19 protein-coding genes and 1 riboswitch are annotated in these 20,282 nt (G+C 46.6%); of the genes, 5 read left to right on the top strand and 14 right to left on the bottom strand.

The annotated features are described in order from the left end of the window. Nucleotides 1-12: 12 nt before the first annotated feature. Nucleotides 13-534 carry a hypothetical protein gene (locus MO387_RS14780; protein WP_006079762.1) on the bottom strand — a complete coding sequence of 174 codons (522 nt, stop codon included), beginning with the start codon at nucleotides 532-534 and terminating at the stop codon, nucleotides 13-15. Between the two features lie 492 nt (nucleotides 535-1,026). Here MO387_RS14780 and MO387_RS14775 point away from each other — a divergent pair, with 492 nt between their 5' ends. Continuing rightward, a complete protein-coding gene (locus MO387_RS14775) occupies nucleotides 1,027-1,188 on the top strand; it encodes a hypothetical protein (protein ID WP_107949671.1) in 162 nt (53 codons plus the stop codon). A 14-nt stretch (nucleotides 1,189-1,202) separates the two neighbouring features. Here the strand turns inward: MO387_RS14775 and MO387_RS14770 are convergent, their stop codons facing one another. The 7 genes from MO387_RS14770 to moaA form a co-directional block, all read right to left on the bottom strand. After that, nucleotides 1,203-2,306 carry an ABC transporter ATP-binding protein gene (locus MO387_RS14770; protein ID WP_107949673.1) on the bottom strand — a complete coding sequence of 368 codons (1,104 nt, stop codon included), beginning with the start codon at nucleotides 2,304-2,306 and terminating at the stop codon, nucleotides 1,203-1,205. After that, nucleotides 2,287-2,967 (bottom strand): molybdate ABC transporter permease subunit, encoded by a 681-nt coding sequence (modB, locus tag MO387_RS14765; protein ID WP_107949675.1) that lies wholly within the window; start codon nucleotides 2,965-2,967, stop codon nucleotides 2,287-2,289. The genes MO387_RS14770 and modB overlap by 20 nt, the downstream gene beginning before the upstream one ends. 8 nt (nucleotides 2,968-2,975) lie before the next feature. After that, nucleotides 2,976-3,776, bottom strand: a complete 801-nt coding sequence (modA, locus tag MO387_RS14760; protein ID WP_107949677.1) for a molybdate ABC transporter substrate-binding protein — start codon at nucleotides 3,774-3,776, stop codon at nucleotides 2,976-2,978. Nucleotides 3,777-3,853: 77 nt separating this feature from the next. Then, nucleotides 3,854-4,321, bottom strand: coding sequence for a molybdopterin synthase catalytic subunit MoaE (gene moaE / locus MO387_RS14755; RefSeq protein ID WP_063884948.1), 468 nt, complete (start codon nucleotides 4,319-4,321; stop codon nucleotides 3,854-3,856). Nucleotide 4,322: 1 nt separating this feature from the next. Further along, entirely contained in the window at nucleotides 4,323-4,574 is a 252-nt protein-coding gene (gene moaD / locus MO387_RS14750; RefSeq protein ID WP_006079756.1) for a molybdopterin synthase sulfur carrier subunit, read from the bottom strand. 116 nt (nucleotides 4,575-4,690) lie between these two features. Continuing rightward, nucleotides 4,691-5,167 carry a cyclic pyranopterin monophosphate synthase MoaC gene (moaC, locus tag MO387_RS14745; RefSeq protein WP_006079755.1) on the bottom strand — a complete coding sequence of 159 codons (477 nt, stop codon included), beginning with the start codon at nucleotides 5,165-5,167 and terminating at the stop codon, nucleotides 4,691-4,693. Nucleotides 5,168-5,264: 97 nt separating this feature from the next. Further along, nucleotides 5,265-6,245, bottom strand: coding sequence for a GTP 3',8-cyclase MoaA (gene moaA / locus MO387_RS14740; RefSeq protein WP_107949680.1), 981 nt, complete (start codon nucleotides 6,243-6,245; stop codon nucleotides 5,265-5,267). Next, nucleotides 6,233-6,366: riboswitch (molybdenum cofactor riboswitch) on the bottom strand. It overlaps the preceding gene by 13 nt. Nucleotides 6,367-6,613: 247 nt before the next feature. Here moaA and MO387_RS14735 point away from each other — a divergent pair. Together MO387_RS14735 and MO387_RS14730 are read left to right on the top strand one after the other, a co-directional pair. Further along, the gene (locus MO387_RS14735) at nucleotides 6,614-8,263 is read left to right on the top strand and encodes an electron transfer flavoprotein-ubiquinone oxidoreductase (RefSeq protein WP_107949682.1); all 1,650 of its coding nucleotides are present in this window, start codon (nucleotides 6,614-6,616) and stop codon (nucleotides 8,261-8,263) included. Between the two features lie 348 nt (nucleotides 8,264-8,611). Then, a complete protein-coding gene (locus tag MO387_RS14730) occupies nucleotides 8,612-10,528 on the top strand; it encodes a methyl-accepting chemotaxis protein (protein WP_107949684.1) in 1,917 nt (638 codons plus the stop codon). A 75-nt stretch (nucleotides 10,529-10,603) separates the two neighbouring features. On the opposite strand, the gene MO387_RS14725 is transcribed toward MO387_RS14730, so the two are convergent. The 4 genes from MO387_RS14725 to MO387_RS14710 form a co-directional block, all read right to left on the bottom strand. After that, nucleotides 10,604-10,960 carry a DUF4870 domain-containing protein gene (locus tag MO387_RS14725; protein ID WP_006079751.1) on the bottom strand — a complete coding sequence of 119 codons (357 nt, stop codon included), beginning with the start codon at nucleotides 10,958-10,960 and terminating at the stop codon, nucleotides 10,604-10,606. Between the two features lie 37 nt (nucleotides 10,961-10,997). Continuing rightward, nucleotides 10,998-11,693: an MOSC domain-containing protein gene (locus MO387_RS14720; protein ID WP_107949686.1), complete on the bottom strand. Its 696-nt coding sequence runs from the start codon at nucleotides 11,691-11,693 to the stop codon at nucleotides 10,998-11,000. A 135-nt stretch (nucleotides 11,694-11,828) separates the two neighbouring features. Next, nucleotides 11,829-13,289 (bottom strand): diguanylate cyclase, encoded by a 1,461-nt coding sequence (locus tag MO387_RS14715; RefSeq protein WP_107949688.1) that lies wholly within the window; start codon nucleotides 13,287-13,289, stop codon nucleotides 11,829-11,831. A gap of 317 nt (nucleotides 13,290-13,606) precedes the next feature. Further along, complete coding sequence (locus MO387_RS14710; protein ID WP_107949690.1) at nucleotides 13,607-14,458, bottom strand: PfkB family carbohydrate kinase; 852 nt, start codon at nucleotides 14,456-14,458, stop codon at nucleotides 13,607-13,609. 360 nt (nucleotides 14,459-14,818) lie between these two features. Between MO387_RS14710 and MO387_RS14705 the strand changes: the two genes are divergently transcribed. Continuing rightward, the gene (locus tag MO387_RS14705; protein ID WP_107950374.1) at nucleotides 14,819-15,001 is read left to right on the top strand and encodes a hypothetical protein; all 183 of its coding nucleotides are present in this window, start codon (nucleotides 14,819-14,821) and stop codon (nucleotides 14,999-15,001) included. A 40-nt stretch (nucleotides 15,002-15,041) separates the two neighbouring features. On the opposite strand, the gene MO387_RS14700 is transcribed toward MO387_RS14705, so the two are convergent. Next, nucleotides 15,042-15,437 (bottom strand): hypothetical protein, encoded by a 396-nt coding sequence (locus MO387_RS14700; protein ID WP_012586505.1) that lies wholly within the window; start codon nucleotides 15,435-15,437, stop codon nucleotides 15,042-15,044. A gap of 362 nt (nucleotides 15,438-15,799) precedes the next feature. Between MO387_RS14700 and ovoA the strand changes: the two genes are divergently transcribed. Further along, nucleotides 15,800-17,914: a 5-histidylcysteine sulfoxide synthase gene (ovoA, locus tag MO387_RS14695; protein ID WP_107949693.1), complete on the top strand. Its 2,115-nt coding sequence runs from the start codon at nucleotides 15,800-15,802 to the stop codon at nucleotides 17,912-17,914. 139 nt (nucleotides 17,915-18,053) lie between these two features. On the opposite strand, the gene MO387_RS14690 is transcribed toward ovoA, so the two are convergent. Beyond that, nucleotides 18,054-20,009, bottom strand: a complete 1,956-nt coding sequence (locus MO387_RS14690) for a methyl-accepting chemotaxis protein (protein ID WP_107949695.1) — start codon at nucleotides 20,007-20,009, stop codon at nucleotides 18,054-18,056. Nucleotides 20,010-20,282: the final 273 nt, after the last annotated feature.

Raw genomic sequence — 20,282 nt, 5'->3', positions numbered from 1 at the left:
GACTTAGATGTTTCAATCCCACTTGAGTAAAGGTAACGGGCGTAAATTTTCGACATCAAAAGCCAATTTAAACTTACCCGTATCGTCTAGCAGCTTAAGTTCTAAATAACTGATACCTAAGTCGTGATCTAACTTTGCCTCGGTTAAGAAGGCTTTATGATCTTTAGTGGCCTTAGCGATTAAGCCTGAAAATGTTTGATCTTTTGCTGCGATCAAACGTGTCGCCTCAACCTCACCGAGATCATCCGCGCTCACTTTACTCGCCTTTTGTTTCAGCAACTTACCATCGCGGGCACGATATTCAAACCGCGTTATAGAATTGGCCAAGGGATTAATCAACTCAAATTGGTAGACTAATTCACCCTCTTGCTCTTCCATATTAAATTCGGCAATCACGCCGGAGAACCCTTTTTCGATCTGCTGCATAACGCTCAGCGGCGGTACATAGTCTCCACCCGCAAACATCGAATACATGCTCTGAGCCGCAGTTGCGACGCCAGATACCAACATGAATCCTAGCAACCATAGTCTCATGGCTCCTCCATATAAATCAGCTAAGTTTGTATCTTATGAGACAATCAGTTAGAAGTCGATGGGACCAATTGTCCCAGCGCGCGATTCCAAGCCAATCTCCCATAATCTACCACTGGATATAGCATCACACTGCGTTAGCCTTAACTCAGGTTTGGTCATAAATGGAACGAAAATTCCCTTTCAACATCACCTAAGTTATTAGCTTTTAAGCCAAACACTCAATCATTTTGTGGCTAATGTGTTAAGTCTACCTAATACCAGCTGAAACACCGATGGAAACAAGATTAAGCTTTGATCATCTGGGGATTTTGAAGAATGACACTTCCAGTGAAAAACCATAATTTAGCCATTTAAAATCAAGCTGATTGAATTCTAGCGGATATTTAAGTGCATCTGTGTCGTCAAAAAGTACGATTGGCAAATAGACCGCACTCAACTAAAGTCAGTCTGATAACCAAGCGTCAAGTAATGGCATTTTTAATCGGAGCGAATATGAAACCAGTCACACGATGGATAAGCTTGAGCTTGCTACTCGTCGCAGCATTAAACGCCTACGCCTATGGCAGCGCCACAAGCGCCATGGCATTTATCATCTTAGGCATGCTGTTGGAAGGAACATTTTGGATTGGATTGCTGGGTAAAAAACGTCATTAGAGTGCGATATCACATTATTCCAAAATATGAATTTGTTCTGATTTGAGTGCCACTGTGGTTTGCATTCCTTTTGTGAGTGCAAGCTTTTGGGCAAAATGCAGCGAGACTTCGGTGTTAAGTTGTAACTGAGTACCTGTGACATAGCAAATAAGTCTGACCGATTCCCCCATCACCAGCATAGCGTCGATAGTGACATCTAACTTATTAAAACTGCGGCATAAACGTCCGTTAGATATCGAGTTAAAGCGAATGCCTTGGTTGGGGATCACCCAACGCACTTTGCTGCCAACGGCGCGGTCTTTGCCATAGTCGCAGGCGATCAACTGCTCGCCAAACTTAAGCCAAGTGAGGTCTTTTGTGCTGTCTTGAAACACCACTTCACCGTCGAAAATATTCCTTAGCCCCATCTGCCGCGCCACCGCTTCATTGCGGGGCCGCGACAACACTTCAAAAGGTGCGCCCTGCTGTAGCATCTTCCCTTGGCTGATCAAAATCATCGAATCAGCCAGCAACAAAGCTTCATTTAAGTCGTGAGTAACCATAATTACTGGGCAGAGTAACTGCTCTTTGAGGCGCGCCAGTTCGAGATATAAACGCTCGCGGGTTTCCCGATCAACTGCCGAGAAAGGCTCATCGAGTAATAACACTGAAGGTTCGCGGGCAAGTGCACGGGCAAGCGCAACACGCTGACGCTGACCGCCAGATAAATGCGCCGGCAATCTATCAGGTAAACCTTGTAGGTTGACTCGCTCAAGCCAATCTTTAGCGCGCACAATACGCTCCGATTTAGGGATATGATCAAGCCCAGCGACTACATTCTCTAAGGCAGTGAGATTCGGAAATAAGCCAAAATGCTGCGGCATATAACCGATATGGCGTTGCTGCGGGCTTAAGGCGATGCGCGCTTTATCATCAAACCAAGGCCGATCGCCAAAATGGATTTGTCCCGTATCGGGATGATTCAACCCAGCGATCATCCGTAGCAAGGTCGTTTTGCCACCGCCAGACGGCCCCACCACAGCGAGCACTTCGCCAGCCTTGCAGCGAAAATCCGCGTTGAGTTTAATGTGTTTATGGTTTTGGATCTGACACTGCAGATCAGCGATGATTTGCGCCACGCTGACCTCCTAAACGCCGTGACAAACTGGTAGTGAGCGCCAAAGCCGTTACCGCAAACAGTAATAACACTAATGACATAGTGCCTGCGGCATTAAAATCGAAGGCTTGCACACTGTCGTAGATAGAAATCGAAATTGTCTTAGTCTCGCCAGCGATATTGCCGCCCATCATCAACACGACGCCAAACTCGCCGAGCACATGGGAGAAACACAACACCAGCGCGGTCAGCACACCCGGCCACACCATAGGCAATTCAATCTTAAGCAATATTTTAAGTCGGCTCATGCCACAACAAGCTGCGGCATCGCGGACATCATTCGGCACAGCTTCAAAGGCCCGTTGGATTGGCTGCACCGCGAAGGGGATATTGACGAACACAGAAGCGATAACCAGGCCTGAAAAATGAAACACGAGCTGCTGGCCCGTCAATTGCTCTATCCATCGTCCGAGCCAACTCTGACTACCGAGCCCCACCAGCAAGTAATAGCCAATCACGGTCGGCGGTAACACTAAAGGCACCATGATGAGTGCCTCGACCCAAGATTTGCCGACAAATTGACGATAGGCCAAGGCTCGCCCCGCGAGTATCGCAAGGGGGATCAGCACCAATACTGTGATGCTGCTGAGTTTGACCGATAACCACAGCGCCTGCCAATCCATTGAAATCCTTAACTTACTGGCAAACCAAAACCGTATTGAGTGAATACGGCGCGGGCGGCGTCTGACTGTAGATATTGGTAGAAACGCTCGGCGGTTGAGCTCGCATTAGGCATTAACGCCATACGTTGATTCAGCGGACCGTGGAGATCTGTGGGTAAAGCTAAATAATGACCGAGGGCTTGAAACTGCGGCGCAATCGCCAGTGATAAAGGAATAATTCCGCCTTGAGTCGAGCCGCTGATCGCAAACTGCGCCGCTTGGGAGGCATTTTCGCCTAAGATCAACTTAGTTTGTAGCTCATCCCATAATCCGAGTTTTTTCAATAACTCACGGGCGCGTTCGCCGTAGGGCGCATGGTCAGGATTGGCGATCGCAAAGCGCTCTAGCTGGCCCGCTGCCAATAATGCTTTTAGGCCATTGAGTTCGATATCTAGTGCGAGCGGTGAATTTTTAGGGGCGACTAAGGCTAAACGGCCAACGGCATACTGCACGCCCTCGCCTTGGGTAAAACCGACTTTGTTCAGCTCGGCAATATAACGCTCATCGGCGCTCAGCAGCATTTCAAACGGCGCACCGTGTTGAATTTGAGCGACAAAATTTCCCGATGAACCATAAGAGACCCGTACTTTGAGACCCGTTTCTGCGGTGAAGTTTTTAACAATGTCATCCAAGGCAAACTTGATATTAGCCGCCGCGGCGATGGCAGGAATCGGCGCATTATCCGCTGCGCGACTGGTCGATGGCACGACTGCCAAACAAAAAAGCAATGCAAAACCAAAGGCATGGAACAAACGGGTCAAACTCTGCATTGGGTCACCTCAGTGCCGTTTTTTCGTTCATGTAGAGCTAGCAAGCTGCCTTGCCACTGCGCGTATTTTTGCTGCAACTAATCTTTGTGTTGCCACATTTTGGCAGCTTGTTCATCGGCATCTTTCGCCTCAACCCAGCTTTTACCTTGCTCGCCAGCTTCTAATTTCCAGAATGGCGCCTTGGTTTTTAAAAAGTCGATTAAGAATTCACAGGCCGCGAAGGCGGCTTTGCGATGGGCGCTGGTTACGCCGATAAATACAATTTGCTCACCTAAGGCCATAGTGCCCACGCGGTGGATAACAGTGACTTTGTTCAGTGGCCAGCGACTGCGCGCCTCGACAACGATTTGTTCTAGCACGGCTTCTGTCATGCCCGGATAGTGCTCTAAGGTTAAGTCAGTCACCGCGGCGCCATCATTAAAATCACGCACTTTACCGACGAAAGTGACTACGGCACCATCGCTATCATCTTGAGCTAACTGCCGATATTCGTCGGCCACACTAAAATCGACTTCTTGTACTCGAACTGCGGGTAATAAGCGCATATTAACCTCCGGTAACGGGTGGGAAAAAGGCGACTTCATCACCATCGTTTACAGGCGTATCCCATTGGCTAATGGTCTGATTTACCGCCACCAGTAATTTGTCTGAGGTTAATACTTTAGCCCATTTATCGTCGGTGGCGGCCAGCGTCGCACGTAACGCTTCAGCGGTTTGTGTCTGCTCGCTCGCCTCTAGGCTTAATTTAGCTGTGCCCAATAATTCTCGAACTTGAGCAAAAAACAACACGTTAATCATAATCTTCTCTCGTTTTTGATCCGCTTAACTGACTCACCAATAGCGCGTCAGACTTAAGCTTGGACAGCTTCGCTCACTTGCTAATCTGCCGAGTGGCTAAAGCCTATTCTGTCAGGCTAAACCTTAAAATGTCCCGATTTGCCGCCACGCTTTTCTAGCAAACGGACTTGGGAGATCACCATATCTTTTTGCACGGCTTTGCACATATCGTAGATAGTCAATGCTGCCACTGAGGCCGCAGTTAAGGCTTCCATCTCTACGCCTGTTTTGCCGGATAATTTACACAGACTGGTGATACGCACGCGGTTATGTTCAGGCTGCGCTTCTAAATCGACTTCAACCTTAGTCAACATCAGTGGATGGCATAAAGGGATAAGATCTGAGGTTTTTTTCGCGGCTTGAATACCCGCAATACGTGCAGTGGCAAACACATCACCCTTGTGGTGGCTGCCGCTCATGATCATCTCAAGTGTCGTGCTCGCCATCTCGATAAACGCTTCGGCACGGGCTTCGCGCTCGGTAACGGCTTTTTCGGTGACATCGACCATATGGGCGTTGCCATCGGCATTAATATGGGTAAATACATTGCTCATTGGAGCGATCCTTCCGTTTGAGGTCAAAACAAAGTGCAAGGGAAATTGTGCTTATACTCGCGCTAAATTGGCTATGGCAACAGACCTAAAACCTGGTCTAGCCGCCAATAGAGGCAAGATGCTGAGTGACACCTGTGATGCCTTGATGCAAATAATGGGTTTCTTTCTTCTGGGCTAATTGACCGTGCAAACGCTCAATCAATTCCGCTTGTTGACTGGAATGCTGCAACAGATCACGTAAATCGACACCGGATTCGGTAAAGAGGCACAAGTGTAACTTACCCTTAGCAGATACCCGTAAACGGTTACAGGTAGCACAAAAATTATTGGCGTAAGGCATGATCAAACCGATACGGCCCTGATAATCGCTGCGGCTAAAATTTTGCGCAGGACCATCGGAGGCACTTGGCGTATCTAATTGCCAGCCATCTGCCAATAACTGCGCTTTAATGTCAGCGCCCGCTAAATGATGTGCTTCAAAATACTCACGGCCTAAACCCGTTTCCATCAACTCGATGAAACGTAAATCGATTGGCGTGTTTTTAATCCAATGCAAAAAGCGCGGTAAATCTTTATCGTTTAGGCCTTTAAGCAGGACAGCATTGATTTTTACGCGCTCAAAACCCGCCGACAAGGCAGCATCGATCCCCCGCATCACTTCGTCGAATTTATTCTCGCCGGTGATTTGGTAAAACATTTTGGGATCTAAACTATCCACAGACACATTGATACGGCGCAAGCCCGCATCGAACCATTCTTTGGCATGCTTTTCGAGTCTATAGCCATTAGTGGTTGTCGCTATGGTGTGAATGCGCGGGTTATCGGCGACGACACGGATGATGTCGGTAAAGTCTTTACGCAGGGTGGGTTCGCCGCCTGTTATGCGGATTTTTTGGGTGCCGACTTGGCTAAATGCAGAGACTAAGTTTTCTATCTCATTGAGAGATAAGAATTTTGGCTTGCCGTCAGGATGATAACCGTCGGGGAGGCAATAACTGCATTTGAAGTTACAAACATCAGTGACTGACATCCGCAAATAGTGAAATTTTCGACCAAAGCTGTCTTGTAATTGAGACATGATCACCTTTCCAAGTGTGGGAGGTGAGAGCATTTCTTATCCCACCCCGGTGGCATTATTACCACGGCTACACCTCCATATCTTTCGACTTAGGTAGGCAAGCTCGGAGAACCGTCACCGGTGATTATAGGCCGAAAGTACTCACTAGCTATACCCCTAAACAGGTATTTATTAACCTAGATCACGCTAGCGTGAATAATCTGTGACAGTCCTCACCTAAAGATTTGTACTGAATTAGACTAAACAGCCGCTTAATCCACTGTGACCTTATCTTATTTTCAGGTAAGGTGGTACAAGCAATAAAACGCCCGTTTACAAACTACAACACTCGATAAAAATCGGGGAAACGTGAAGGAAGAGGTGAACTGATGGAACGCGAATCAATGGAATTCGATGTTGTTATCGTCGGCGCAGGTCCAGCAGGCTTGGCCACCGCGTGTCGATTAATGCAAATATCACAGGATTCAGGTAAAGAAATTACCGTCTGTGTGGTCGAAAAAGGCTCAGAAGTGGGCGCGCATATTCTGTCAGGCGCAGTGTTCGAGCCAAAAGTGCTAGACGAGCTATTCAGCGACTGGCGCGAGAAAGACGCTCCAGTGAAAACCGCTGTCACCCACGACGAAATCTACCTACTCAGCTCAGCCACCGACGGCCGAGTGATGCCTAATGCCTTTGTGCCAAAAACCATGCACAACGACGGCAATTTTATTATCAGTGTCGGTAATCTATCCCGCTGGCTTGCTAATCGCGCCGAAGAACTCGGTGTCGAAATATTCCCCGGCTTTGCCGCCAGTGAATTGCTATTTAATGCCGATAACAGCGTTAAAGGTATTTTGATTGGCGATATGGGCGTGGGCGCCGATGGTGAGCCTAAAGACAGCTTTATGCCCGGTATGGAACTGCACGCTAAATATACTGTTTTCTCAGAGGGTTGCCGCGGCCACTTAGGCAAGCAACTGATCGAAAAATACCATTTAGATAATGGTAAAACACCCCAGCATTACGGCTTAGGCTTCAAAGAAATTTGGAAAGTCCCCGCCGAGCAACACGAGCAAGGCAAAGTGGTGCACACTGGTGGCTGGCCATTAACCGAGGGCGCATCGGGTGGCGGCTTTCTGTATCACATGGAAGACAACCAGATTGCTGTCGGCCTCATTATCGATTTGAACTACAAGAATCCGCATCTGAGTCCATTTGACGAATTCCAGCGCTATAAAACTCATCCTGTGATTGCAAAGTATTTAACCGGCGGCGAACGCCTCAGTTACGGCGCCCGTGCGATTACTAAAGGCGGCTTGAACTCGCTTCCTAAGATGAGCTTCCCCGGCGGCCTGATCATCGGCTGTAACGCTGGAACTTTGAACTTCGCTAAAATCAAAGGCACTCACACTGCGATGAAGAGCGGTATCGTTGCGGCAGAAACCTTAGGCAAAGCCATGATGGCGGGTGTTGAAGGCGGTAAAGATCTCGACTGTTACCAAACTCATATCGAAGAAAGCTGGCTGCATGAAGAACTGCATAAATCGCGCAACTTTGGCCCTGCGATGCATAAGTTTGGCACCTATTTAGGCGGCGCCTTCAATTACATAGATCAAAACTGGTTTGGTGGAAAGTTCCCGATCACGCTGCGTGATGAACACCCAGACTATGCGCAAATGGCCTCCGTGAGCGCTTACAGCAAGATTGATTACCCAAAACCCGATGGCAAACTCAGTTTCGACAAACTGTCCTCTGTGTATCTGTCGAGCACTTATCATGAAGAAGATCAGCCCTGCCATTTACGTCTTAAAGACAGCAGCATTCCACTGGGTATTAACCTGACTCAGTTTAATGAGCCAGCACAACGTTATTGCCCTGCCGGTGTGTATGAAATCGTCGAAGAGGCGGGTCAGCCCAAGTTTGTGATCAATGCGCAAAACTGCATTCACTGCAAAACCTGCGACATTAAAGATCCTAGCCAAAACATCACTTGGGTTACGCCAGAAGGCGGTGGTGGTCCTAACTACCCCAATATGTAACTTGTCACCAATAAATGTTAATAACGGCGCTCAATAGAGCGCCTTTTTTTCACCTTTGACACAAATATCTCACTTTTTTTGCTTGCCCTTATCTACGACATTGGCCACAATTGCCACACATAAAAGAGTTCGTTTTCAATCACCATCCCATTTCCATCTATACTCTACATAATTAGATCTACTGCAAGACCAACGGGTTAGGCCAAATAAATGTTTTATACGCTGTTTTATTCGGCATTCGGCCTAGACTAAGGTTAACTTTTCACATTCCTGTCCGATAATCTTTTACCGTACAAGAGTGCGTTGACCGATAACGCAAAACAGTCCAACACAGGCATATTGATATTTATGATATTTAATAACCTCACCATTAAGCAGAAAATTCTGCTAACAGTGACATTTGCAGTACTGCTGTCGACCATACTCGTCGGCGTATTAAGCCAACGTAGCGCTAAAAATGTCGTACAACAACGGATGTTAGGTTCGGAACTGCCGAGTTTGATGATGCAGATCCGCAATAAGATCGATCTCGACATCTCCACTTTAATGAATGCTGCAGAGCAATTGGCCAGCAGCCGCATGTTACTGCAATGGCTCGAAGACGGCAGACCACAGGCCCAAGAAACCCAAGTGGTTGCCCAACTGAAAGACATCACGCGTCAATATAAGCTAGCGCAAGCCTCCTACGCCGACAGACAAACTGCCGTCTATTACACTCAGGATGGATTTTTGCGCGTGCTCACCCCCGCGCAGGATGGCTGGTTTTTTGGTTACCGCGACAGTGGCCAAGAACGTATGTTGAACGTATTCACTGAGGCCAACGGCGAAGTCAAACTCTTCATCAACTACCAGCAACCCAATGGTCGCGGCTTAGTCGGGCTAGCTAAATCACTCGATGATATGGTGCGCTTGCTGAGCTCGTTTAAGATTGAAGAAACGGGATTTGTTTACTTAGTGGATGCCAAGGGAGAAGTGAAACTCCACCCAGATACGAGCCAAATTGGTAAGAGCAACCTAAGCAACTTATACAAAGATGCGAACTCAAGCGCCTTACTAAACCGCGGTGATTTCAATCTGATCAATACCAAGATCAATGGCGAAAACATGCTGGTTGCCAGTAGTTATATCGCGTCTATGGATTGGTACTTAGTGGCACAAGTGCCAGAAGCCGAAGTGTTTGCGCTATTAACCGAAGCGGCTTATCAGATCTTAATCTGGACACTGTTGATTGCAGCGGGCTTTATCGTCCTCGCTATCGTTGTTGCAGGTTCTGTGAGTCGTCCCATCGCCCAAGTTGCCGCTATGTTCCGCGACATAGGCGAAGGTGAAGGTGACTTACGCCAACGCTTACCCGTCAATGGTGAAGATGAGATTGCGCAACTCGCTAAGGGATTTAACAGCTTTATCAGCAAGATCCAAGATTCGGTCATCGAAGTGGCGCAAACCAGCGAACAGCTCGGTTTCTCCGCTAAGGATGTGTCGAATCAGGCACAGCAAACCTTAGAAGACAGCCACGAGCAGAAAGATCGCACTATGATGGTGGTAACAGCCATTAATGAAATGGGCGCGACGGTTAACGAAATTGCCAGTAATGCCGCTCAAGCTGCGGTTGCTGCAAGAGATGCTGACACTGAAGCCAGCAGTGGCCAAGTTGTGGTAACCCGTGCCCGCGATACCATTAACCAATTGTCGAAGGACGTTGGCCAAGTAGGTGAAGTGATTGAGTCCCTCGCGACCCACACTAAATCCATTGGTGGGATTTTAGATGTGATCCGCGCTATCTCTGAACAGACAAACTTGTTAGCCCTCAACGCGGCAATTGAAGCGGCACGTGCCGGTGAAGCTGGGCGCGGTTTTGCTGTCGTCGCCGATGAAGTGCGTAACTTAGCATCACGCACAGCAGCATCGACTAATGAAGTGCAAGGCATGATCGACAAGTTGCAATCGGAAGCCAGCCGCGCAGTTAATGCGATGGCCCAGAGTCGTACCCGCTCCCATGAAGGTGTTGTGGCCGTCGATGAAGCCAGCAAATCGTTGATTGGTATTAGCGATCGCATTGGTCTTATCAGCGACATGAACATCCAAGTTGCTGCGGCAACGGAAGAGCAATCCACAGTTGTGGAGGACATCAACCGTAACGTCACAGAAATCAACGATATTACTCAGCGTACAGCCAATACTGCACAAGCGGCAGCACAGGCGAGTTTAGCCTTGAATCAACTGTCACACCGCTTAGATACCTTAGTGGCCAAGTTTAAGGTGTAAAACCTTAAACTTACACCATAAAAAACGCCTTAGATGGAAACATCTAAGGCGTTTTTCTTTAATTCAATGAGGCGATTAATCCATAGCAATAAATTTAATCGTTAATGGATATTTATATACCTTACCCTCACTGGCCTTAATAATCGCCAGCACAGTGCACACCAAATCGAATATGCCGAGTATGGCTAAAAAGATAAAACCTATCCCGACCAAAGCGAGTACGCCGCTGATGATCACATAAATCAGCAGGCTCAATTTAAAGTTCAAACAACTACGGCCACATTGATCGACAAATGCGGACTCTTCGCGCTTCATCAGCCAGATAATCAAAGGACCAAGAATCGAGCCCAGCGGCACTAAGTATCCAACAAAGCTTGAGGCGTATACCAACAAGCCAAAATCTTTATCACTTTTTGTAACGGGTTCAATCATAAGGTCATCCCTGTTTTATCATTATGAATATAAATACTTATTTACCGCTCGGCCCATATAAGCGCATTTGCCAATCTTCTACTGTCTGTGATGCTAAGCGGCGTTGTAGGCTATTAACCCAACTCTGCGCTAATCCCTCGCAGCAAGCTAGACGATCATAGCCGCTGGCATTAAAGGTGGGTGAAAAATAGAGTGCCATAGCCTCGGCGACACTGATGTCCGTACGGCGCTCAACCAGTTCAATCTTATCGTTTAACTGAATAATCCCAGGCGTTAATACTCGATAAAACCAACCACATAACTGGCTCTGCTGCATGGCGAGGGCAAATTCTATGTGCCCAAATTGCAGATTCAACTTAAAGCAAGGTGAACGCGGCTGAGTGACCTGCAATGTTACGGCGCCAATTTGTAAGATATCACCAATATTAACTTGGGTTTCGTTCAGCCCAACGGTACTGATGTTCTCTCCCATGCTGGGCGCATCTTCGAGTTGAGTGATTAAATCCCAACGACGATATTGGCCGTAATGCTCGCGGGGAAAATGATGTAACACGCGATCGAGTCCTCCATGGTGTTTAGGATCGGCCTGTGCGTCCCCGTCTACATGGTCGATATGCACTAACAGTTGTTGAGCCGCTTGCTTGCCATCAATCCCAGTAGCAACACCGGACATGTCTTGAAGATGGGTTCCTAAGTACAATCCTGATAACTTATTGATCAACAACTTTGACATCTGTCACTCCCAATCCATAACCCATCTCGCATTACCGCCAGAGTGTAAACTGCGATGCGCCAATAACACAATCAACTCACTCAATAACTCATAAATGTAGACGACATCTTGCCGCCAGTAAGCACGGGGCTAAATCTATGAATGATTTAACACCACTTGATTTCGACCGGCTTCCTTAGCCTGATACAAGGCCAAATCGGCACGCTTGATCAGATCTTCTGCAGGCTCTTGCGCCTGATGCTCGGCGACGCCAATACTGGCAGTAATAGAAATATGTAATCCATTCACTTTAATTTCCCGCTGAAAAATAAGCTCACGGATCTGTTCAGCCAGTTCTGCCGCTCGGGTTAAATCCATCCCCGGAAGTAAAATCAAGAACTCCTCACCGCCCCAGCGACATAAGATATCCTGTTGCTGCAGCGCGCCACGCAGCATATTCGTCATGGTTTTTAATACTAGATCACCAATCCCATGCCCATAGCTGTCGTTCACTTTTTTGAAGTGGTCAATATCCAGCAAGAGTATTGAAATCGGCGATTGTGCCAACTTAGCCTTATCTAACGCCTGCCTAAAGTACTCATCAAATACCTGACGGTTAGCGGCGCCAGTAAGCTTATCGGTAGACGCCATTACTTCTAATTTGCGCTGATAACGGCCTAAGGTCATGTTGGAGATGAATAAAATCCCTAGGGTCACCATTAGGCTTAACGCCAAGTTGCCCCAAAAAGTATTTAGTAACTCCCGCTCCTGAGGCGCATCTTCCTGCTCAACAATCAAATACCACTTAAACTCAGGGACTAGGCGGCTGTTGAGATAAACGGTTTTACCATTTCTCTGGTAGCTAAAAGCCGCACTTGGACTGGTTAAAATACGCGTCGCTAAATTTTCAAGACCTGGACTGTTTTGCAGCGAATCCGCACCATCATATTCATCGCCATGCAAAGTGACATTGCCCTGCCGATCGGTAAAAAACACTCGACGGTTATAACGTTTTTGATAAAGCTCGATAAGAGACTTAACCTTTTCAACCGCCAAACCCACACCGGTAACGCCTATAAATTTGCCTTCAAAATCAAAAACTTTATAGTTTACGAATACGGTTGTTTTACTGCGGTCCGCCGTATCGGCGTCGATATTAACCTCATAATGCTCAGATTCGGGTAAAGATCGCACTCGAAAGTACCAAGCATCATCTGGCTCAACATCTTGGATTTGTTTTAAAATCCCCGTGGAGTGGTAATAATTTCGGCTCTTTTCTGACACAAAAAAACTGGTGACAGTATCGTATTTTTCTTGGATTTCCTTAAGGTAACGGATCAGCTTTTCAGGCTCTTGCTCGTGACTTAATGTCCAATCGCGAACAAAGGTATCCTGCGCCATCAAGGATGAAATAAAGATAGGTCGCAGCAAATCCTGCTGAATTTCAGAGTAAATATTGTCACTTGTGAGTGGTAGGGTATTACTCTCGATTTGTTGACTCAGTGAGTCATGGGCCACCTTGTAACTGATACCACTGGTCACTAAAAAGGCGACCAAAAGCAGAACAGAGAGCAACCAAATAAATTTATTCTTATCATTCCAAGCGTTATTGCCCATTCTCAACTCCAAAGACTACAGAACACCTTGAGTGGCTTATTATTTTAATGTCACGATAACTATTTTAGTTGAATAAATGTTAACGCAATTGCGCCATGGCCGCACAACATTTCAACCTGATGAATGTTCTGCGATGGAATAACTTTATTTTGAGCAAAAAAATGCCTCGTTGGGGAAACGAGGCAAAAAACATACTAACCAATAAATGGGAGAAAAGCACAAGAAAACGTTAAGGGACAAGAGCTATGCGCCACAAGACATACTCTAGCAAGGGCGTATGACAGAAAGATGACTCAAACGGCTCGCCCACAGATTTTTCATGCGATTTGCTTCGCCTCTAAATACTGTTTTAGTGCCTCACCAGGAATAGAACTATCGGTTGCCACTGCAAACGCCGCCCACACTGCGCCTTCTGCCATTGCCTCAGTAATCGACTGGCCTGTGCATAGACTATGAATAAGCCCTGCGGCATAGGCATCGCCAGCGCCTGTAGTATCAACTACAGTGGCAGGGATAGCCGCAACATGCTGCACTTGATCGTGCGTGTAAACCTTAGCCCCATTGATGCCATCGGTGACAATAAAATAACCTAATGAATTGCCAGCAATACTCACACCATACTCCCAGAATGCCGCTTCACACCTCCCCTGCATATCGCTCATAGAGGCCAGCAAAATATGACAAGGTCTCTGCCTATCATCCTTGGCTAATTGCGCGACCACTAGGCAATGTTCTAAAGCTGTTTTTGCCCAACTAACAGTGCCTTCAGCGGAAGTATTAAAATATAACGCATCCCATGGTTGCCATTTCGGCGGTACCGATAATTCAAATATGGGTCTTTGTGGCCGAATAATTGTTCGCTCGCCGTCTGGCGTCATTACGAGCAGCATTTCGCAAGTGTTACCGGCACGGCGCTGCACTAAACGGCAATCGAGCCCTTGAGTGCTAGCTTCTGCAATCAACCAATCCCCCATATCATCACGACCAACTTGACTCACCAAGGCGACGCTATGCCCAGCCCAAACTAAACCTAATCCGGTATTTGCCCCGCCACCACCTAGCCTTTGCCCACCATCTTGATAATGGAAACGCCCACCTGTTTTTAAAGGTTTATCAAGCAATAAGATCCGATCACAGTTGAGATTGGCAACTAACAGAATATTCGCCATTACGCGGCTCCAAAGGACAAAAAAGACTCAAGGCTAGAAGATAAAAACAAAGAAATATCAATCTAGAGCAAAATGCTCACTGGTACAATCCAATCATCAAGATAGCAACACAATCAGGCTATGGCTGACGCCTGTGTAAGCATTTGTCCCGAATAAGATAAGGAGAAAAGTCCATCACCATACGGTAAAACTGACTATTTCAGCTCAACCCTCTGTTTAAAATAGATTTCTATATTGCATGACGCCCAACGGCATAAATGCATACAACAAACTTCAAACCAGCTCAGTTAAATAGCAATAACTGTCGTTAAAATATGTGAAGTGAATAAGGAATTAAATTTATGAATGGAATCAAACGCTATGCTAATGGAAAAATGGGATACCGCTGAAGAAAAAACAGAGCAGCTACGCCGTTATCAGCTCTGCCTAGATGAGTTTAATGAGTTAGATTTTCACGATGTGTATGTGGCAGAAATAAAACAAGAATACCAACAACTTGCAGAGCTAGTAAAAGTGCAGTCAACGTCAGCTCCCGAACGTTAACTGCACTTACCTATTTAGTCACTTAACGATATATCTTCAATTACTTTATTGGCGTCAATGGTGATAAAGACGCAAATTGTACTGCCAACGTCCAATCTGTGATGACCATATCTGACGGCTGCCAACTGTCATCAACCCACTCATAAATCAATCCTGGATTTTCCTCAGCATTGACTAATAAACGCCGTCCATCTTGCAATACCAGCGTATAATCGAGCCCCTGTGCATCGACACTTTCAATGTCCCCCAAGACATTATGTTTAATGGCCGAAATGGTTCCCGTTGCCTTAACGGCATCGCTCCCCTTTGCACCGCTGTAAAACGTTAACGCCTCGTTTGCGACAGTCTTATGAAAGACAAACTCCTCAGTCACACCTACTACGATCGATTGATCAAGTTCGTACCAGGCGGGTATCCATAATGCGTTAATTGTCATCCCGTTATATCCTGCATAATAATTTTACGGACGGGATCATTCTGCCTTAACCCCGACAGAGAAAATACTCTTCAGGGATAAAATAATTTTAATCCTAAAAAGGATGGCACACGAAACGCAGTGCTCACTTCCTTTGTAAGATAATCTTAACTCCAAAGGTCATGTCTGAGATGTTTTAGTGCCAGTGGCTGATGTTGGACTCAATTCGTGTTTCTGTTAGTTTGTAAAACACTTTGCCTCAAATCGACACATTAAGCTGACAAAGTGATCCTGAGCCCAGTAATCGCGTATAGAGTCACACACGATAGATTCATGTTCCCATGCTTGCACCGCAGGCCGATAAATACGGAGTTTACTTGCCTATGGATAAGCCCATAACGCAACCCCCTCAAACCCTTAAGCTAATTGGTGAAACTGAGGCAGGAAAGCGTCTAGAGCTTAAGCAGTACTTTAATCAGACATGGGCTCTGTACGAGTCACTGTTTGATTTGATCCAAGAAGATAGCGCCTATTACCTCAAAGCCGAGCCGCTGCGCCATCCGTTGATCTTTTATTTTGGCCATACGGCCACTTTCTATATCAACAAACTCAAACTCGGCAAATTTCTCGACGAACGGGTAAACGATAACTTCGAATCCATGTTTGCCATTGGTGTCGATGAGATGTCTTGGGACGATCTGAACGAGCAACATTACCCATGGCCGAACGTGGCAGAAGTGCGCAGCTATCGCCAACAAGTTAATGCTGTCGTCAATCGCGTGATTGATGAAATGCCTCTAACGCTGCCGATCACTCAAGACAGCCCAGCTTGGATCATTTTGATGGGCGTTGAACACGAGCGTATTCACTTAGAAACCTCATCGGTTATCATCCGTCAGTTACCGCTGGAACATGTCGCCCCCAACAGCCTCTGGGCTGCGTGCCAAGACTTCACCGTCGCCGAAGCCAACAGTTTACTGGCAGTAAAAGGGCAAAAAGTGACCTTAGGTAAAACTGAACAAGATGAAACCTACGGCTGGGATAACGAATACGGCCATGAAATCTTTAATGTTGCCGACTTTAAGGCCTCTAAATTCTTAGTCTCGAATCAAGAGTACCTCGCATTCGTCGAAGCTGGCGGCTATCGCTCACCTCAATTTTGGAATGAAGAAGGCCAAGCTTGGCTCGCTTACACCCAAGCTCAAATGCCGCGCTTTTGGCGCTTAAAACAAGATAAATGGTGGCAACGTAACTTAGCGGAAGAAATCCCGCTGCCATTAAACTGGCCTGTAGAAGTGAATCAACTCGAAGCTAAGGCATTCTGCAATTGGAAAACCGAGCAAAATCAAAGCAACATTCGCCTACTGACGGAAGCCGAATGGTACATCTTACGCGAGAATGTGCCCGCCGATGCGCCCGATTGGCACGAAGTGCCGGGCAATATTGCTTTGGCTTATTACGCCTCTTCTTGCCCAGTGAATCGCTTCGAACATAATGGCTTTTTCGATATTGTCGGTAATGTTTGGCAATGGACAGAAACCGCAATCGACGGTTTTAACGGTTTTGCCGTGCATCCACTCTACGATGATTTTTCTACTCCAACCTTCGATGGTAAGCATAATCTCATCAAAGGTGGTTCGTGGATCTCCACAGGTAATGAAGCCATTGCTTCGTCACGCTATGCGTTTCGTCGACATTTTTATCAACACGCTGGCTTCCGCTATGTGGAATCCACGCAAAATCCCGCCCAAATGGCCGAGGTCAATGTGTACGAAACTGATGAACTGATTTCCCAATACCTTGAATTCCACTATGGCGCCGAATATTTCGGGGTTGCTAACTTCTGTGTCAATGGCGTGCAGCAAGCACTCAGTGAAATTCAACTCACCCATACCGCCAAAGCCCTCGACATCGGCTGCTCCGTAGGTCGAGCGAGTTTTGAACTGGCAAAAGTGTTTGATCATGTTGATGGTATTGACTTTTCGGCACGCTTTATTCAACAGGCCTATGCCCTAACTGAACAAGGTGAAAAACGTTACACCATACGTACCGAAGGCGATTTACAGGAATTTAAGAGTGCGAGTCTGGCTAAGCTTGGATATGGCCTTGAGGCGAAAAAAGTCAACTTTATGCAGGGTGATGCCTGTAATTTAAAGCCGCTCTACACAGGTTATGACTTGGTTTATGCCTCAAACCTTATCGACAGACTGAACGATCCTAAACACTTTTTAACCAGTATTGCCCAGCGGATTAATCAAGGTGGATACCTTGTTATTGCTTCGCCGTACACTTGGCTGGAGGATTATACGCCGAAGGATAAATGGCTCGGTGGTGTTAAAGTCAAAGGAGAGAACTTCACCACCTTAGATGGCTTGACCGAAACCTTGATCGGCCAATTTGAGCTGGTCGCAGTGAAGGAGATTCCCTTCGTCATCCGCGAGACAAAACGTAAATTCCAACATTCCATCTCCGAAATGACAATTTGGCGTAAGCGTTAATGCTCTCTCATGGAATAAACCGCTGAAGTCTCAATAAAAATATCCGCCAGAAATCCATTTCTGGCGGATGTGTAACATCAAGCTCAGTCATCTTTGCAGCATCAACTAAAGTTGAACACGGCAAATACAGCGCAAATACCTACACCTTAAACTGTGCCGTTGTTAAACCAAGCTGATTTGCTAACCCTAACAAACTGCGCGTACTCGCTGCCACTTGGCTGATCGCCGCGCTATTTTCTTCCGCCGCCACGCTCAAGCCCGCAATCCCCTGTGCAATCGTTGCCGAAACCGTTGTTTGCTCCTCCGCGGCGGTGGCGGTTTGGATCATTAATGCCTTTAAGGTTTCTAAACGTAAAGCGATGTCATCCACTGCGGCTTGCATGCCATCGGCATCTTCTGCTGTTTTAGAGGCTTCAGTAGTACAAGTCACACTATGCAGCGCCAACACGCCAGATTGCTGCTGAATGCCTTTTAACACTTGACCAATATCCTGAGTAGCCAACTGAACCTTAACCGCTAACTGGCGCACCTCATCGGCAACTACGGCAAAGCCACGACCATGTTCACCAGCTCTCGCCGCTTCAATCGCCGCATTAAGTGACAGCAGATTCGTTTGTTCGGCTATGGCATTAATCACAGCCAATACCGAACCGATTTTCTGACTGTCGGCCTCAAGGCTGCCCACTTGCTGATGTATGGTCGCAAAACTGCTCAAGGTCACTTTCAAGCTTTTACGTGTGCTGGCTAAATTTTGCGAAAGAATTTCACTCGAATGAGTACAGGCAGAGACTTCATCAGAGGATTTAAGCGTATTCGTGCTGATTTCCGCGGCGGCATAACTCATTTCTTCGACTGCGGTTGCTAACATATCGGTTTCTTTCGCCTGCATCTGAATACTGCAATCGGCTTGGGTCATAGCGGCAGAGTTTTGTTCGGCGGCAGATTCAAGTTCATGCCCAACGCCCACCAGCTGACTGATGATTTCTTTGAGCTTAGTTTGCATCCGCGCCAACCAACTCATCAGGTGATTATCCGTTTGAACATGCGGTAAATTATGAGTTAAATCGCCAGAGGCGATCATACTGGTCAAGTTACACATGTCCTCAGGCTCACCGCCGAGCGGCTTTAATACAAACCCTGTAACTAACTTAGCGGCAGCGAACGCCAACACTAAGGCTGCTGCACAAACAGATAAACCGATAAACATCATACGGTAGGCGGGAGCAGCAATTTCACTCACATCAATTTCAGCCATCAAACCCCAACGTAAACCGAGCTCAACGACAGGAGAATAAGCGGATAAAACGGGATTATTGTTATAGTCATTCACTTGCATCACCCCCGATTTACCAGCCAGCGCCTCCTTTACCGCCAGCGTATCAACACCATTCTGAGCTACCGTTCCCGCAAACGAAGCCGTAACAGTACGATTAATGGGGTCGAGAAAAGAATCAGAACGCATACGATTATTTGGGCCAATGAGATAAGTTTCACCACTTTGCCCCATACCCTCACGAATTTGCATAACTCTGTTGATGCGATCGATTGATACTTGAGCCGCCACCACCAATCTTTGTTGATTAAACTGAATCGACTGGCCAATAAATGCCGCAGGTTGACCGTTTGAAGGCGCGTATGCGGAGAAATCTTGAAGTAATACAGTGCCAGCCGATCCCAATGCCTTATTGAATAACTGTGCTAATCCCGAATCATGGAAGGGCCCAGTACGCAAATTGGTGCCGAAATCAGACTCCTTCGCCACTGTATATAAAACGGTGCCGTCGTCACTAATAATAAATAGGTCATAAAAACCGAGGGATTTATTTAATGACTGCAAGGTTTGATCTATGTCAGTAAGAGTATCGAGGCTTTTTTGGCTGGCAATTACGGCGCTGACGGCCTGCAGGTTATCGGAAAAGTCCTGAAACATGCCAACAATCTGCCGTTGCTTGATCTCACGTACAGCCACTAAACGAGACTGAGCCTCGGCAAACAATTCATCCCGAGCAATGTAAGTCACTATTGCGGTGGCAAATATGAGGGGTAATAGGACAATCAATAAACTGATAAGCTGAATTTTACGAGTAAAACCCATGGTGAGACTCCTTGTCGCGCGTCGAATTCCATTCCTTCAATCTTTGCAGAATCAAACCTGCCTTAAAACTATAGGAGAAGAATCTCAGCTAAACAAAGCGGTGCCGACTATTTTCATCAAAAGTTCACTAAAATTCCGACAACTCATTATTTTTAAGTAGAAAAATGATTAATAACTTTAAATGACAACCAAGCCATACCGACCATTTCAAACAAAATGATATAGTGGGAAATAAGCGATAAACCGAACGTTAGCATCAACTTATATTCAATG

The sequence above is a fragment of the Shewanella sp. N2AIL genome (assembly GCF_022690845.1).
GTDB lineage: Bacteria > Pseudomonadota > Gammaproteobacteria > Enterobacterales > Shewanellaceae > Shewanella > Shewanella baltica.
The sequence above is the reverse complement of the archived record's forward strand: the minus strand, read 5'-3'. Positions and strand labels throughout refer to the sequence as shown.